The organism is Desulfofundulus sp. JL263-se, from assembly GCF_056316025.1.
Genome location: NZ_CM149993.1, coordinates 624,419 through 640,099, shown reverse-complemented (window position 1 = coordinate 640,099; position 15,681 = coordinate 624,419). Strand labels below are relative to the sequence as shown.

Below are 15,681 nucleotides of genomic sequence, written 5' to 3'. Positions count from 1 at the left end.
CTGAGTACACTGTAAACTGCCGGGGAAGGCCGGTGTTTTTCCGCTCCGCTCAAGTACGCCGCGCCGGCCGGGTTTTGCCTTTACTTCTTCCACCTGAGCTCATAGAGGTCACCGCGCCGCAAACTTAACAAGGGTAACTGCCTGCGAATCTTTTCCAACCGTTCCAGGTCTATTTCCGCTGAAATAAGTTCTTCACCTTCACCGGCCCCGGCAAGTATGTCCCCCCAGGGATCTACAATCATGGAATGACCGTATATGGCGTACTCGGTTTCCGGATTCCTGGCCGGTGATGCTGCGACCACGTAAACCTGGTTATCCACGGCCCGGGTGCGCATGGTTATTTCCCAATGGGCGGGCCCGGTGGTGGTATTAAAGGCCGCCGGAATAACCACCAGCTGTACTCCCTCCAGGGATAAAAGGCGTATTAATTCCGGAAAACGCACGTCGAAACAAATAACTACACCCAGGCGGCAAAATTCCGTATCTATAACGGTTAGATCCTCCCCGTATCCCACTGTGCTGGATTCCTTTATCCTCGGTCCCCCCGGCAGGTCCACGTCAAAAAGATGAACTTTGCGGTAGCGTCCCAGCAAGTTTCCTTCCGGCCCGAAAGTAAAGCTGGTGTTATATACTTGGTCGCCCTCCCTTTCAGGTATGGACCCCCCCACGAGGTAAATCCTTTTCTCCCGGGCAACTTCCTTAAGCATGGCTATGGTTTCCCCGCTTTCAAAGCTCTCGGCATACTGAGGGAAAAGTTTTGTTTGATAAGGGCAATTAAACATCTCAGGCAGAACCGCCACCCGGGCGCCCTCGTCTGCAGCCTGCCCTATCATTTCCGCCGCCCGTTTAATATTTTCTCCCTTTTCCCTGGAAACTCTGAGCTGGCATACAGCCAGTTTAAAAGCTGCCACTTGTATCCCCCTTTGTTAAAAAAACCTCTGCCTTCAGCAGAGGTTTTTTTACTAAACCTGCACGACTTCCTTTACTTCCGGTATGTGTTGCTTGAGCACCCGCTCAATCCCCTGTTTCAGGGTTATTGTTGCCATGCCTCACCCGCCGCAGGCGCCCTTTAACCTGACTTTTACAACTCCATCATCGGTCACTTCAACCAGCTCCACATCGCCGCCATCTCTCTGCAGAGCCGGGCGAATTTTCTGTAATACTTCTTTAACCTTTTCGAACACTGCTCTGACCTCCTTTCCCTGCCTAAAAGTAGTATGTCAGATAGAATCATTCCCTATGTGCAATGCACAGAACAAACTTATAACCATTTTACCTTTATTTTCTTAATATGACAAGACAAAAATTTTGACCGGCCGGCATCCACGTCACTAAGGCGCTAAAATTACTTCCAATGTCTTTATTAGCTGCACGGCCTCCACCTCTTACCGGGTTTTTCCCCGGCAACGACTCTGCTGTATAATTCACCAATCCCGTACAGTATCCCGCACCAGCTCTTTCTTTTCAAAAATTACAAGTTGACATCTACACAACTAAAATGTTATATTGTTAAAGCATTTAATTTACGGAAACTTTTTTAACAACCCGTTGCAATAGTTTATAATATCAGGTAAAATATAAGTACATTATGCCGAAGTGGCGGAACTGGCAGACGCGCGCGACTCAAAATCGCGTGGGCTTGTCCCGTGTGGGTTCGACTCCCACCTTCGGCACCAGCCTTGACGATCAGTTGCTAACGCATTTGCTAACACATGCGTTAATGCAACTGTTTTTTTTATATCTCGCTAAACAACTCGTCAATACAGTCAGCAAGCTGCTCTTGCATCGGGGGAAATACGTGACTGTATGTGTTCATCGTAACGTGAATTTGACTGTGACGGAGTTCTTCTTGAATGAGTTTCGGGTTCTGGTTTCGTCCCAGGAGCAGAGTAGCGTGTGAGTGTCTCAAACCCTTCGGAGTAAGCTCGCTTAAGCCTATACGGTCCACCACTCGTTTGAATGCTTTTGAGAACCAGCTGGGGTCTATCCTCCTACCGTCCGGCCACGTGAAAACCAGGTCGTCCCCACGTGAAAACCAGGTCGTCCTTATTTTGCCAACCAGAACCAACGAATTTGCGTTCCTCTTCCTGCTCAGCTTTACGATCTTGAAGCATTTTTGCCGTCCACCTGGAAATCTTTAAAGGTTTATTACTTTTTTCCGTTTTTAGTTTTGTCAGTTCCAATTTATGGGTTATCGGGTTGTGAACTAACTGTTTCCTTACGCGTAAGATCCTGTTTTCAAGATCTAAGTCACACCATCTGAGCCCAAGAGCTTCACCGCGACGAAGTCCTGTGGTAAGTATTAACATGCTTGGACCGTATAGGATGGTACCGTGTAGGGCCTTCCTAAGAAGGTTTATTTCCTGGATATTTTGAAGAACTCGAATATCTACGTTCTCTTTCCGGGGTCTTTCTACATTTGCCGCCGGATTACGATGTATTTCTTCACGCTTTACAGCATCATTCAGTGCTTTATTTAAAGTCCGGAAAATATACAATAGAGTTGTCCCTGAAAGGTCTTTTTCAGCCAGATATTCAGAAAAAAGGTCATCAATGTGCGCTGGCTTAAGTTTAGTTAATTGAATCTCACCAATATACGGTATAATATGATTTTCAACGTTCACACGGTAACCCCGCAAGGTATTTGGGGATATCCTCTTTTGTTGCCGTTTCAGCCACTTCCGAAGGTAGTCGGCAACTGTTATTTTAGTAGGTGCTACATAAGTATTCGTGTCAATTTCATGAAGTATGCGAGTTAACTCTTTTTCCGCGTCTTTACGTGTCCCCCTCACGGTATGCCAGTGCTGTTTACTTTTTCCCGTTTTTGGATCAGGAACCCGCACAACGATTGCCCAGCTGTTTTTGCCGCGCTGCCTGATATGGCCCCTCATATATTTTGCCTCCTTTCGGTCCGGGGCACATCAGGCCTTATTTGACGCGTCGCATATATCTTCCTCCTTCCGGCAATAATTGCATCGAGATATATTCTTCCAAAGCGTCGCGTGGGATCCTGGGGGACTTACCAACCCAAAAAGCAGGTATTTTTCTTTCTCTAACCAACCTATAGGCCCGGTTGCGGCCAACCCGCAATATTTCCGCGGCTTCAGGTACAGTTAGTATAGGCGGAAAGTCCTCCACTGCTTGCATAGGTTTTCCTGTGTCATGCACTACTTGCATAGGTTTTTTACTGTCCTGAGTATTTAGGTCATCCTGACCGAATGCTAGGTTGCTTAAGGGAAATATGGTATATCTGTTGTTATCAAACCAGTGTCTGACTTTTTCCTTGCTTTTTTAACGGTCACAATTGGTTTTCCCTGCCACCGGTAACGGAGTAGGCTTTTTATCCTCTCCGTGGCCGCTTGCCGGCTGATACCCAGGGCCTTGGCTATTTCCTCCTGAGAAGGATAACAATTTCCTTCGGTATCCATAAACGTAGCTAAAACGCAAAGTGTTTTCCAGTCTTTATCTGATATATCGGCCAGGAATCCCGATGTTCTGGCGGCCACGTAAAGTTTTACGAATACCTGTTCTTGCCATTTCTTATTTGTAACATTAAATTCTCGTCGTATCTCAATCGAAACAAGTTTTTGAATAATTCACCACCTTACCCCGAAAATAAAAAAGCCCAGGATGCATTGATTTCCTGGCAGCTTTTAAGGTAGTATTTTATTGAGGTGATAAATGATGGCCTCCAATATTGACCGTTTGATTGAAGAGATTAAAAAGTTGTCCACAGCGGAAAAATTTGAACTGGCTCGACGCCTGGATGAGACGGGGCTTTTTGATGACGACCAGTCATGGTTCTGGACCCCCGAGTGGCAGGCCGGCGAAAAGGAAGCAGATGAAGATATAGCCGCAGGCCGAACAATACGTTTTAGTAACCCGGAAAAAGCCATCCAATATTTACACCAGGCTGCCGAGAAGGAAAAATGATTTCCCTGGAATTCACCAAGCGTTTTGTTCGGGCTTATGGAAAATTAGACAAGGCCGGCCGGAGAAGGGTTGATAAAGCATTACGAATGCTCGCCGTCAATCCAAGCCACCCTTCTCTACGAGTAAAACGGGTGGAAGGTACTGTAGAAGGTACTGTAGATATTTGGGAAGCCAGCGCCGGTATGTCCATCCGCATGACCTTTAAGTTTTTAGATAAAAACATTATTCAACTAAGGAATGTTGGAACGCATGAGCAGGTATTCCGTCCCCCATACTAGTTAAAAACAAAGCCCAGGGCTTAGGTCCCGTGGGCTTTTATTTTTGGCAAACGTTTTTGCAAACACATACCCTAAAATATGTGATTTTCAATCGATATGGAAAGGTATACCTCGGACCAGTTTAACCCTTGGTATTTCGCGTGGGCTCGTCCCGTGTGGGTTCGACTCCCACCTTCGGCACCAGCTTTGTCGATTCAGTTGCTAACACATGCGTTACTAAACAACTCACCAATACAGTCGGCAAGCTGCTCTTGCATCGGGGAAAGCACGTAGCTGTATGTGTTTTAAGCTTTTATCGGTATGCCCTTATGGAAGCGTTAGGAAACCCTTGGCGACACCCCGGCCGCAATAACTCTTTGTAAGATTATACCATAAAGTCTCCAAATTTCATTCTGCACCTTCGTCAAATATTTCGCACGGCACCTTTAAGAACGTTACCGGTTCCCTCATGAGTTGGACGGGCTCCAGACTCCGCGGCAGTCTCCCGCTGGGCCTCCGGTACATCGATAACGGGACAGAGGCGTAAAAAGTTTTCATGGAAGGGCTGCCGCTTTTAGTACGCCACAAATAGCGGAGACCGGAGTACCTACACTAAGCTCTCAAGGAGAGCCATAAAAAAACTGCAAACCTGCAGGTTTTTTTCGGCTACAACATTACACCATCTTTGAAAATGGCAATCTCCCTGTAATTATTTACCTCATTATGCGTTCTGACCCTGCCTGAGGCCACTTCGAGGATATAATTGAAAAATTCCTTTGCCAGCTCTTCCATGCTCTCCCCTTCCAGGAGCCTGCCGGCGTTGAAATCTATCCAGCTTTTCTTGCGAGCGGCGAGGGCGGAATTGGTGGCCACTTTAACGGTGGGCACCGGCCCGCCCAGGGGAGTGCCCCTGCCGGTGGTAAATATGACCATATGGGCACCCGATGCCGCCAAAGCAGTGACCGCCACCAGATCGTTGCCCGGTCCCTCCAGCAGGTTCAGCCCGCTAACGACCGGGCGTTCCCCGTAAGAGAGCACGTCCACCACCGGACTGTGTCCACCCTTTTGGATACAGCCCAGAGATTTCTCCTCCAAAGTAGTAATACCGCCCCTTTTATTACCCGGTGAAGGATTTTCATAAATCACCTGACCGTGGCGAATATAGTATTCTTTGAAATCATTAATCAGGGACACTATTTTATTGAAAACACCTTTATCCGTGGCCCTGTTCATCAATATGGTCTCTGCCCCAAACATTTCGGGCACCTCGGTAAGCAGCGATGTACCCCCCCTGGCTACCAGCATGTCGGAAAAAACCCCGGTCAGCGGATTGGCCGTAATGCCGGAAAAGGCATCGGAGCCGCCGCATTTGAGCCCTACCCTCAGCCGGGAAATGGGAACCTCAGTTCTCTTAGCCTGCGCAGCGTGCTGCGCCAGCTCTTTCAGGAGGGCAAGACCTTCTTCAATTTCATCTTCTACATCCTGGGCCACCAAAAACTTAACCCGCTTTTCGTCATAAGGACCTAAAACTTTCTTAAACTCTTCAACATTGTTATTTTCACACCCCAATCCCAATACCAAAACTCCCCCGGCATTAGGGTGCTGTACCAGGCCGGCAAGAATTTTCTGGGTAATCAGCTGATCCTTACCCATCTGAGAGCAGCCGAAAGGATGGGTAAAATGAAAGAAGCCGTCAATATTATCATTCTTAAACCTTTCCCCGGCCCGCCGGGCCAGGTTTTCAGCCAGCTTGTTCACGCAACCCACTGTATTAATTACCCAGATTTCATTGCGGATGCCAATTTCCCCGTTCTCCCTGACAAATCCTTGAAAAGTTACAGAATCCTGGATTGCGGTATGAGCAATCTCTTCCGGGTTATAGGTATACTCCAGCAAATCCCCCAGCATCGTTTTCAGGTTATGGGTATGAACCCAGTCCCCCTTTTTGATATCTTCGGTAGCTACGCCTATACTGAAGCCGTATTTGATTACCCTTTCTCCTTTGGATATATCCCGCAGGGCAATTTTATGACCTGCGGGAATATCCGAGCCGGGGACAACAACAGCCGGACCTGCCTCAACCGCTGTGCCGGCGGGAATATCACGCAGGGCCACAGCCACGTCATCCCGTGGGTTAACCTTTAATAATATTTGTTCAATCATTTTACCACCTTACCACCCAGTAATTTCTTTACAGCACCTTCCATACCTAATTCCATTATATCCGTCAGGTAACTCGCCACAGCATCAGCCAGCCCCGGCACCTGGTTGAGATTTTGACCCCAAATCTTTTCGCGGGCCAGTACATCCCGTACCAGGCCCGCCGGGTTACCAGCATAATTTGCCCAGCTGTCGCGGAAGAAAGAAAGCACCTCCATATCATCAACCAGCCTGTAACTGCCGGCCTCCCTTTTACCCACCAAAGCACTGCCGTCAATTTCCCCGCGATACATAACGATCAGGGCAGCCAGGGAAAAGGTAAGGCACGGCGGGATGTTACTTTTCCGCTCAATGTAATTGAGAAGAGAAGGCAAAACCCTGGTCTTGAACTTGGATGTAGAATTCAGAGCAATATCAATTAGAAAGTGCTTGATAAACGGGTTTTTAAAGCGTTCCAGAACAGAATTGGCAAAATCCCTAATTTCTTCCCCTGGGAAATCCAGGGTGGGCAAAATTTCCTCAAAAATGCCCCGGTACATGAATTTGCCGATGACTTCATCTTCCACCGATTCCTTCACGGTATCTTTCCCGTACAGGAAGGAAACGGGTACGGTCATGGTGTGTGAACCGTTAAGCACCCTTACTTTACGGGTACGATAAGGTGTCATATCGTCAACCCACAGCACGTTCAGCCCAATTTCGTGGAAGGGCAACTCCCGGCTGAACTTTTTGTCCCCTTCAATTACCCAGAGATGGAAAATCTCACCGGTATCTATAAGCTGATCCTCATAGCCCAGTTCCTTTTCGATCTCCACCGCTTCATCCCGGGGGTAACCCGTAACGATTCTGTCCACAAGGGTGTTGAGGAAATAATTATGCTCCTCTATCCATTTCTTAAATTCTACGGGCAGTTTCCACTCATCGGCGATTTTGAGTACAATTCGCTTCAAGTTATCACCATTGCGGTCAATCAGTTCGCAGGGTATGATTACCATACCCTTATCAGCGGCACCGTTAAAAAATAAATACCGGCGATAAAGATAAGCGGTGAGTTTGCCGGGAAATGACGCCGGACAGGTGTCCATGCTTTCTCCCGGCATGTATGCTATCCCCGCTTCTGTAGTATTGGAGATGACATACCTTATATCCGGGTTTTCCGCGCATTTCAAATACTCTTCCCACTCTTCATAGGGGTTAATGCCCCGGCTGATGGAAGATATAATCTCCTTTTCCTGCACCACTTCACCATTCCTAATTCCCCTTAAGAAAAGGGTGTAGAGGCCGTCCTGTTCGTTAAGCACGGACACAAGGCCACTGAGTATGGGCTGAACCACCACTACTTTACCGTTAAATAACCCGTTTACATTCAACCTGTGGAACATCCAGTCCACAAAGGCGCGCAGGAAATTGCCCTCACCGAACTGGATCACTTTTTCCGGCAAATCCCTTACCGGAGATACCTTCAGGTCCGCCGGAAATTGGAAATCGCCGTTCAACAGCTCTTTATTTAATCGCACGCTTACGCCTCCCTTTCAAATTCATATCCCCCGTACTGCCACGCGGCACTGCGGAGAATATTGAAGATAATACAACCAGAGCAGGCCAAAGCCTGCTCCGTTCCCAAACACTATCTAACGCTGTACCCTGCCGGAGGCATCTCCCTTGGCCAGGTTTTCAACCTCGTCCACAGATACCATATTAAAATCGCCGGGAATAGTATGCTTCAGGCAGGATGCCGCCACGGCAAAATCAATGGCCTCCTGGAGCCCCTTGCCTGCCAGCAGTGCGTAGATAAGACCGCCGCCAAAGGAATCGCCGCCCCCTACCCGGTCCACGATATGGGTAATGCGGTATTTGCGGGACTGATAGAACTCTTTTCCATCGTACAGGAGGGCGGACCAGCCGTTGTCTGAGGCGGAAAAGCTTTCTCTTAACGTGATAGCCACATGGCTGAAACCAAAGCGGTCCACAAGCTGCCTGGCCACGTCCTTATAACCTTCGGTGTTCAGTTCTCCCTTGGTTATGTCGGTTTCCCGGGCTTTGATACCAAAAACCTTTTCGGCATCCTCTTCATTGGCTATACAGACATCCACAAACTTTACGATTTGAGACATAACCTCATTGGCTTTTTCAGGTGTCCATAATTTTTTGCGGTAATTCAAGTCACAACTCACTGTAAGGCCCTTTTCTTTGGCTATCTGAACGGCCTCCAGAGTTACCGACGCAGCTTTACCGCTTAAAGCCGGTGTAATGCCAGTGAAATGGAACCAATCGGCACCTTCGAAAATTTCGTACCAGTTAAAGTCACTTTTGTCAGCATGGGACATAGCCGAATTGGCCCGGTCATAAACTACCTTGGAGGGACGCTGCACAGCTCCGGTCTCCAGGAAATATATGCCCAGCCTTTCCCCTCCCCGGACAATATATTTTGTGTTTACCCCAAAGCGGCGCAAGTGATTAACGGCGCTCTGGCCGATGGGGTTATCGGGCACTTTAGTTACAAAATAGGCATCCAGGCCGTAATTGGCCAGCGATACGGAAACATTAGCCTCCCCGCCGCCGTACGTAACATCAAAGGAGTTGGCCTGAACAAACCTCTGAAAACCCGGTGTGGAAAGACGCAGCATTATTTCTCCAAAACAAACAACCTTTTTAGTCAACCTCAAGCCCCCCTTGTATGATTTGACCAACAGGTAAATTTCCAGTTGGTCATTTTTTTAAAAGTATTTGATTTTTGGGGTATTCTCTGGGACAATCACGGTAGAACCGATGACGGGGAAGTTTTTAGCCCCCTGCATAATTTAAGTGCTTGTTTAGACTGCTCCCCGGGCCTGGCGCCAACCGCTTACGCGCGGGTTGCGTGCCCAAAGAGGTTCTCCCTTCAGCAAGGAGCATCGCACCAATCTCCTTGGGAAAATGCTCATCAGCAAGGTTGTAGTTACGCCAGGTTCCCCTGGGATACCCCAAAATCCTGGTTCTTAATTAATCTTTTTTAGAAGGGAGGTGTTGTTCACGTGGGCCGAACCCTTTTTGTGGGCATTGATATAGGTTCTGATACCAACATGGTTAGAATCCTTGATGATACCGGAGAAGATGTTTGTGGATTCTCTGTTTCCAACGACCTCCCGGGTACCGAAAAGCTTGTTGAAAAAGTAGTTGATATAGCTACCGCAAAAGATGTCGAGAAGATTAAAATTGGTATGGAGGCTACCAACCTGTACTGGTGGCACCTATTGCAAGCTCTTTATGACGATCCCCAGTTATCAGCATTAGGTGCTGAAATATCAGTTATTAACCCTAAAGTTATTGATGGATTTAAGGCTATTTATCCTGATATGGCTAAAACGGATGCTCTGGATGCCAGGGTTATTGCTGATTGCTTGCGGTTTGGACGAGTCCGTCCAACACCACCTCATGATATGAGGTATGCACCTTTGCAACGGCTGACCAGGTTCCGCTACCATATGGTGAACAACCTTACCAGGGAAAAGAATAGGGCTTTAAACCTGATATTCCTTAAATTCTCCACCTATCAAAAAGAGTGTCCGTTTTCCAATTTGTTTGGGCAAGCTTCCCGGGCAATCATAGGAAATCTAACTACTAATGAAATAGCCGGTATGCCGCTTGAAGAACTGGTGGACTTGATGCTGCAACACGGGAATAACCGGTTAAAAGATGTTCCTGAAATGGCCAAAGTGATTAAACAGGCAGCAAACAAGGCCTACCGCTTAAATGCCAGAATGCGGGATTCTGTCGATGTTACACTAGCTTTGTCGCTTGAAACTATTCGCTTCTTTGAAAGCCAGCTGAAAAAAATTGATAAGGTTATTGCACGGGAAGTTAAAGCCATCCCACATACTCTGGATACTGTTCCAGGCATAGGACCGGTTTACTCAGCCGGCATAGTTGCGGAAATCGGTGACATTTCAAGGTTCAAAAACCATAACGCCCTTGCTAAATTCGCGGGCTTAACCTGGCGTCAGAACCAATCCAGTAATTTTAACGCCCAGGACATCCATTTGACCAGGTCCGGTAACTTCTATTTGCGCTATTACCTCGTGGAGGCGGCTAACTCCGTCCGGGTGCGGGAGCCGGAGTATGCCGAATTTTATCGCAGGAAGTTTACCGAGGCCAGGCACCACCATCATAAACGTGCCCTGGTCCTTACGGCCCGCAAACTTGTGCGCATGGTCTTTACGCTGCTGAGTAAAGGCCAAATCTACCAGCAAAGGAGGTTAGGTTAATAACTGCTTATAATTTCCTTTTTCTTTTAGAGCTGGGGATTAATGTAATGTATCGCCGGTAAGGTATTTTATTGCCTTTTTACAAATCCAGAGTCAAAAAATTTCCAGTTTAACGTCTTGACATTTTACCGCGGGTCTATCTTGTAAGTTCTCGCGGGTTTCTTTGATTTTTTCCACAAATGCCCGGGCGGTATCGGTAATAAGCCGGAAATTCCCGGATTCCAGGCCCTTCTTTGTAATTTCCGTGCCCACGCCAACGGCCACCGCCCCGGCCGTAATCCACCGGTCCACATTATCCAGGTTAACCCCGCCAGTGGGAATAATCGGAGCCTGGGGCAGCGGTCCCCTGATGGCTTTAATGGCTGAAGGTCCGAAAAGGCTCCCGGGGAAAAACTTCACCAAATCCGCCCCACATTCCATGGCCTGTACCACTTCAGTTATGGACATGGCACCGGGCATACAGATTTTTTGATAGCGGTTGCACAATTTTACCACTTCAGGATTTAGATTAGGCCCCACAACAAATTCGGCCCCAGCTAAAATGCAGATCCTGGCGGTTTCCGGATCCAATACGGTTCCCGCTCCTACCAGCATTTCTTCTGGTTTATAGTTTTCAACTAATTTTTTAATGACGTCCACCGCTCCCGGTACGGTCATGGTAATTTCAATGGCCTTGATACCGCCCAGGCGAATTGCCTCAGCCACTTGCAGAGCTTTTCCGGGAGAATCAGCCCGAACCACAGCCACAATTCCGCACTCCAGGATGGTGTTTAAATACCGATATTTTTTAATCATCAACTGACCCTCCAGGTTTTAATTGCTAAAGCCCGATTTTTTTTAAATATTCCGCAGTTAGCCTGGCACAGGTATCCGGGTCGGGCTTGGGTAAAATCTCCGCAGAAACGAAACCTGTATATCCCATTTCCCTTAAGGTCCCGAAAATGGCGGGAAAGTCCAGGTGCCCGCATCCCGGCGCCCACCTGTTACTGTCAGCAACATGGAAATGATATAACAGATGTCCTGCATTTTTAATGCTTTCACAGATGTCAGGTTCCTCAATATTCATATGGAAGGTATCAGCTAAAATACCCAAATTGGAACATCCCACCAGTTTAATGAACTCCTTGGCCTCACCGATTGTATTGATAAGGTCGGTTTCGTACCGGTTAATAGGTTCTAGGGCCAGCCGGACACCAAAATCCGCAGCATAATTGCAGCATTGCCGCAGGGAATCAATCATCCACTCCATTGCCTGTTCCCTGGTTACCTGCGGTGCCACCCTGCCTCTGATAAGGCCGATGATCACCAGGGCGCCCAGCTCGGAAGCAAATCTCACCTGAGCCATAATCCTTTCCACAGCCCTGCGGCGTATTTCTTCCTCCGGGCAAGTAAAGCTAAGGCCCTCGTCCCCGTAAGCCTGGCCCGTACCTATAGCCACTGCGGGCAGATCCAGTTCGCCCAGTAATTCCTTTAAAGCAGGCACTTCAACCAATTCGGGATCACGAACGGCCAGCTCCACAGCATCAAAGCCCAGACCGGCCACTTTTCTGATACTGTTCATCATATCTTCCTTGAAGGCCAAGGCCTCAAATTTGGTGGGTCCTGAAACTACCATTGCCTTTTTCATGCTTTCATCCCTCTTTGCCGGATGATAAGAGCCGGGGGCCGCTTTTTAAAAGCGGCCCCTGCGCATTTTTGAGGTAAAATTAAGCTGGAGGGTAATGCAAAGCGTAAATGCTCTTGCCTCCCTTAAGGGGACCTTTGAGCACTGCTTCAATTTCTTCTTTGGAGCGCTGGGTAACTTCTTCTACCGGAGGCAGTTTACCTGGCGGGAATTTTTCAAGTATGTCATTGTGCAATTTAACCATATAGTTAAGGAATGCCTCTATACCAGGGATAGCTTTCTTGGCATCCGCCAGGGTAGCCTTACCTACAACACCTTCCGGGTAAGCAGAAATTTCAATGGGGCCTAAGCCCACATGGCCATACCAGGCAATGGGACGGTGCAACAGGTTACCGGCCTTATCAACATGGCCTTCCGGCATGTAGCCCTTAACCTCGGTATTAACGGCATCTTCCATTTTAATCATTTCAGGGAACAAGGCCAGCGACCAGGAAGTCTCCACTTCGTCAGCATGGATAAAATTGGTCTCATAAGGGCCGCCTTCACTCTTCAGTTTGAATTGATCCTGGATGGCATGATACCAGTTAACGTTAACGGCTATCATAGGCACCTGGTATGTTTTGGCAAACTGGTGAATTGCAGTGGGAATTACATACTCTTGACCGTGCCCGTTGAGCAGGATCATCTTGCGAAAGCCCATGTTCCAGTAACCGGCCATAATGGACTTTAACATACCGATAAAAATTTCTTCAGGCACCACCACTGTACCGGGCATACCCACGTGATGGTAAGGGTGAGATCCCCACCACAGGGGCTGGGAAACGGTACAGCCGGTCTTCTTAGCCACCAGCTCTGCCATGCGGGTTACCAGGAAAGTATCTTCGCCAATGCAGGCATGGGGCCCGTGAGCTTCCGTTGCCCCGACCGGAATGATTATAATGTCATTTTTCTCCAGTCTTTCTTCAATTTGCTTCCAGGTCATATTTTGGAGATAAATGCCGTCGGCTTTGTCCATTGAGCCCGCATTTTTAAGCGGGAGTCCCCATTTACTCAAATTAATGACCTCCTTTGTTTTAGTAAATTAACTGTTTCATTATAATTAGGGAATGATTACTACTTCCAATGCTTCCCCCTTGCGCATTGCCTCAAATCCCTTTTTAATCTCCGCCAGGGGCAGGCGGTGAGTAATCAAATTTTCCAAGGGCAGAATACCGCTTTCCAGGATTTTAATGGTGGGCGGGTAGGTATACCGGGCAATGTAGCTTCCCATCACCGTTAGTTCATTCCTGGTTATGTCGTTCTGGGCGATCTCTGCCCGGGCATTCTGGTTCTGGCCGAATAACAGCACCCGACCGCCGCGGCGGACCGCCGCCATGGCGTCCTTGACCAAGCACCCCACAGCATCCACTGCCACATCTACTCCGGCTCTGGTTTCCTGGTGCACAACTTCCGCTAGGTTTTCTTTTGACGGGTCGACCACCGTGGTGGCCCCGCTCTTCAAAGCATACTTCTTCCTAAACTCCGAGACTTCCGAAACTATAATCTTACCAGCACCGGCTGCCTTGAACAGCTGGGTGAAATACAAGCCAATGGGACCGGCACCTAGTACCAGGGCGGATTCACCCGGCTCCAGGGCTATTTTTTTCATCGCGTTAACCACACAAGAAAGGGGCTCAGCAAATACCGCGATCTCGGGGGGCACATCTTTACTGATCTTGTGCAGGGCCCTGGCCGGGGCCACGTTGTACTCGGCAAATCCGCCGTCGACAAAAATTCCCAGCGTGGTTAAGTTTTCACACATATTGGGACGCCCCATTTTGCAATAGCGGCAGGCCCCACAGGTAAGATTGGGGTCCACTACTACCTGGTCTCCGGGGCTGAACTCACTGACAGCCGGCCCCACCTCCAGCACTTCGCCCACGTACTCGTGCCCCAAAATCGCCCCCACAGTACCGGGATGTCCTGGGGGGACATGTAAAATATGCAGGTCGGTACCGCAAACGCTGGCCGCCTTCACCTTTAACAAAACATCATCAGGATTTTTTATGCGGGGCACGGGAACTTTCTGCAGTTCAAGCTTGCCGGGGGCGGCAAAGACCGCTGCCAACATTTTATCCTTCATCAATTACACCTCCGTGGTAACGGCGGCGGGACCTGCAGTTCCCACCGCCTGTATTCTCCTTACTCCTTATCCAACCGAACGGTAATTTTACACTCCTTCCGGTCGGTACGCAGCATGACCAGGTTCTCGGGCACCTCATCCAGGGTTATCTGCTTGGTAATCATAGGCAGCATGTTCATGCCGGTAGCCATGGACTGAATTACTCTGGGGAAGGTACCGTGACCAGAGTGTCCCTGTGCGCCAATGATCTGGGCGCGGCGCACCTGCAGAACTTCACCGGTAACGGGCATCTTGGCGTCCGCTCGGGCCACTACCACAATCTTGGCGTTCAAAGAACGACCTTCCCACACGCACTGTTCAATTTGCGGGTACACCACAGTAGGTAAACCGGTAGCCTCAAGATAAAGGGCAGCACCGTAGCCGTCGGTAATCTCCATTACCCGGTGTACAAAGTCTTCGGCCAGCGGGTTAATTACATAGTCCGCTCCCATCTTCTTGCCCAGCTCCGCGCGGGCCGGCTCCGGTTCGGACAGTATTACCCGGGCAGCCCCCATACGCTTCATAATGGCACAGGCAGCAATACCTACCGGGCCGCCGCCACAGATTACAACATTATCACCGGGACGGATTCCGCCGCCGCGCTCCACGACAGCGTTATAAGCAACACAGGTGGGCTCTACCAAACTGCCGGCCAGGAATAATTCTTCATCGTTATAAACACCTTTCAAGGGGTCTAGGGGCCATACCACGCGGTCAGGAACAACGATATACCTGGCAAAAGCCCCGTCAACATTGAAGCCAATTTCGTCCAGGCGCTCGCAGTGGTTGGGCCAGCCGTCGGCACAGGGCTGGCAGCTGCCGCACCACAGCATCTCCTCGGCGCAAACCACTTCGCCGCCCTTGAAAGGTTGATTAGTGGCCTTATTCCTGGCACCGGGACCGGCCTCCACAACGATACCGGAAAACTCGTGGCCAAGAATGGAAGGAAAGCCGGTAAGGCCCGGATACCAGATATAGCCGTCATCATCGGGCTGAGCCATGTGCACGTCACTACCGCAGATACCGCATGCTTTTACCTCAATAAGTACTTCGCCAGGACCGGGTTTCGGGATGTCCCGATCCTCAATAACTACCCGGGGGTTGCGCCAAACTTTACTGCCCAAATAGGTTTGTTTTCCTTCAATATCTTTGGGACCCAGTTTAAATTCCGGTTTCGGATCCCAGTCCGCGTGCAAAACTACAGCGCGCATTTTGTTAGCCATATTGTTACAACCTCCTTAAGAAGAATAGATTGAAGAATAGACTGACCATTCTTAGAATATACCTTTTATTTGTATTGGA

17 protein-coding genes and 1 tRNA gene are annotated in these 15,681 nt (G+C 48.9%); 4 read left to right on the top strand and 14 right to left on the bottom strand.

The window, feature by feature from the left end; all coding sequences use genetic code 11:
* Positions 1-80: 80 nt before the first annotated feature.
* Both ACX4JR_RS03230 and ACX4JR_RS03225 read right to left on the bottom strand, forming a co-directional pair.
* Positions 81-911, bottom strand: a complete 831-nt coding sequence (locus ACX4JR_RS03230; RefSeq protein ID WP_476059618.1) for a carbon-nitrogen hydrolase family protein — start codon at positions 909-911, stop codon at positions 81-83.
* A gap of 51 nt (positions 912-962) precedes the next feature.
* Entirely contained in the window at positions 963-1,184 is a 222-nt protein-coding gene (locus ACX4JR_RS03225) for a NifU family protein (protein ID WP_476059617.1), read from the bottom strand.
* Positions 1,185-1,590: 406 nt separating this feature from the next.
* Here ACX4JR_RS03225 and ACX4JR_RS03220 point away from each other — a divergent pair.
* Positions 1,591-1,676, top strand: a tRNA-Leu gene (locus tag ACX4JR_RS03220).
* Between the two features lie 59 nt (positions 1,677-1,735).
* Here the strand turns inward: ACX4JR_RS03220 and ACX4JR_RS03215 are convergent.
* From ACX4JR_RS03215 to ACX4JR_RS03200, 4 genes are all read right to left on the bottom strand, one after another.
* A complete protein-coding gene (locus ACX4JR_RS03215) occupies positions 1,736-2,068 on the bottom strand; it encodes a tyrosine-type recombinase/integrase (RefSeq protein WP_476059616.1) in 333 nt (110 codons plus the stop codon).
* The gene (locus ACX4JR_RS03210) at positions 1,992-2,891 is read right to left on the bottom strand and encodes a tyrosine-type recombinase/integrase (RefSeq protein ID WP_476059615.1); all 900 of its coding nucleotides are present in this window, start codon (positions 2,889-2,891) and stop codon (positions 1,992-1,994) included. The genes ACX4JR_RS03215 and ACX4JR_RS03210 overlap by 77 nt, the downstream gene beginning before the upstream one ends.
* 37 nt (positions 2,892-2,928) lie before the next feature.
* The gene (locus ACX4JR_RS03205) at positions 2,929-3,147 is read right to left on the bottom strand and encodes a helix-turn-helix domain-containing protein (RefSeq protein WP_476060459.1); all 219 of its coding nucleotides are present in this window, start codon (positions 3,145-3,147) and stop codon (positions 2,929-2,931) included.
* 83 nt (positions 3,148-3,230) lie between these two features.
* Positions 3,231-3,506: a helix-turn-helix domain-containing protein gene (locus tag ACX4JR_RS03200; protein ID WP_476059614.1), complete on the bottom strand. Its 276-nt coding sequence runs from the start codon at positions 3,504-3,506 to the stop codon at positions 3,231-3,233.
* Positions 3,507-3,681: 175 nt separating this feature from the next.
* Between ACX4JR_RS03200 and ACX4JR_RS03195 the strand changes: the two genes are divergently transcribed.
* Positions 3,682-3,933, top strand: coding sequence for a hypothetical protein (locus ACX4JR_RS03195; RefSeq protein WP_476059613.1), 252 nt, complete (start codon positions 3,682-3,684; stop codon positions 3,931-3,933).
* Entirely contained in the window at positions 3,930-4,211 is a 282-nt protein-coding gene (locus tag ACX4JR_RS03190; protein ID WP_476059612.1) for a type II toxin-antitoxin system RelE/ParE family toxin, read from the top strand. Before ACX4JR_RS03195 ends, ACX4JR_RS03190 begins: the two co-directional genes overlap by 4 nt.
* Positions 4,212-4,856: 645 nt before the next feature.
* Here the strand turns inward: ACX4JR_RS03190 and ACX4JR_RS03185 are convergent.
* The 3 genes from ACX4JR_RS03185 to ACX4JR_RS03175 all read right to left on the bottom strand — a co-directional run bounded on the left by ACX4JR_RS03185 (position 4,857) and on the right by ACX4JR_RS03175 (position 9,010).
* Positions 4,857-6,353, bottom strand: a complete 1,497-nt coding sequence (locus ACX4JR_RS03185; RefSeq protein WP_476059611.1) for a UxaA family hydrolase — start codon at positions 6,351-6,353, stop codon at positions 4,857-4,859.
* The gene (locus ACX4JR_RS03180; protein ID WP_476060458.1) at positions 6,350-7,816 is read right to left on the bottom strand and encodes a tagaturonate reductase; all 1,467 of its coding nucleotides are present in this window, start codon (positions 7,814-7,816) and stop codon (positions 6,350-6,352) included. Before ACX4JR_RS03180 ends, ACX4JR_RS03185 begins: the two co-directional genes overlap by 4 nt.
* Positions 7,817-7,981: 165 nt before the next feature.
* Entirely contained in the window at positions 7,982-9,010 is a 1,029-nt protein-coding gene (locus ACX4JR_RS03175; protein WP_476059610.1) for a PfkB family carbohydrate kinase, read from the bottom strand.
* Positions 9,011-9,364: 354 nt separating this feature from the next.
* Between ACX4JR_RS03175 and ACX4JR_RS03170 the strand changes: the two genes are divergently transcribed.
* Positions 9,365-10,594, top strand: coding sequence for an IS110 family RNA-guided transposase (locus ACX4JR_RS03170; RefSeq protein WP_476059609.1), 1,230 nt, complete (start codon positions 9,365-9,367; stop codon positions 10,592-10,594).
* 93 nt (positions 10,595-10,687) lie between these two features.
* On the opposite strand, the gene ACX4JR_RS03165 is transcribed toward ACX4JR_RS03170, so the two are convergent.
* From ACX4JR_RS03165 to iolM, 5 genes are all read right to left on the bottom strand, one after another.
* Positions 10,688-11,389 carry a bifunctional 2-keto-4-hydroxyglutarate aldolase/2-keto-3-deoxy-6-phosphogluconate aldolase gene (locus tag ACX4JR_RS03165; protein WP_476059608.1) on the bottom strand — a complete coding sequence of 234 codons (702 nt, stop codon included), beginning with the start codon at positions 11,387-11,389 and terminating at the stop codon, positions 10,688-10,690.
* 25 nt (positions 11,390-11,414) lie between these two features.
* A complete protein-coding gene (gene iolO, locus ACX4JR_RS03160) occupies positions 11,415-12,221 on the bottom strand; it encodes a 5-keto-L-gluconate epimerase (RefSeq protein ID WP_476059607.1) in 807 nt (268 codons plus the stop codon).
* 79 nt (positions 12,222-12,300) lie between these two features.
* Positions 12,301-13,272: a 3-dehydro-scyllo-inosose hydrolase gene (gene iolN, locus ACX4JR_RS03155; RefSeq protein ID WP_476059606.1), complete on the bottom strand. Its 972-nt coding sequence runs from the start codon at positions 13,270-13,272 to the stop codon at positions 12,301-12,303.
* Between the two features lie 45 nt (positions 13,273-13,317).
* Positions 13,318-14,340: a zinc-dependent alcohol dehydrogenase family protein gene (locus tag ACX4JR_RS03150; protein ID WP_476059605.1), complete on the bottom strand. Its 1,023-nt coding sequence runs from the start codon at positions 14,338-14,340 to the stop codon at positions 13,318-13,320.
* 59 nt (positions 14,341-14,399) lie between these two features.
* Positions 14,400-15,602, bottom strand: coding sequence for a scyllo-inosose 3-dehydrogenase (gene iolM / locus ACX4JR_RS03145; RefSeq protein ID WP_476059604.1), 1,203 nt, complete (start codon positions 15,600-15,602; stop codon positions 14,400-14,402).
* Between the last annotated feature and the right edge of the window lie 79 nt (positions 15,603-15,681).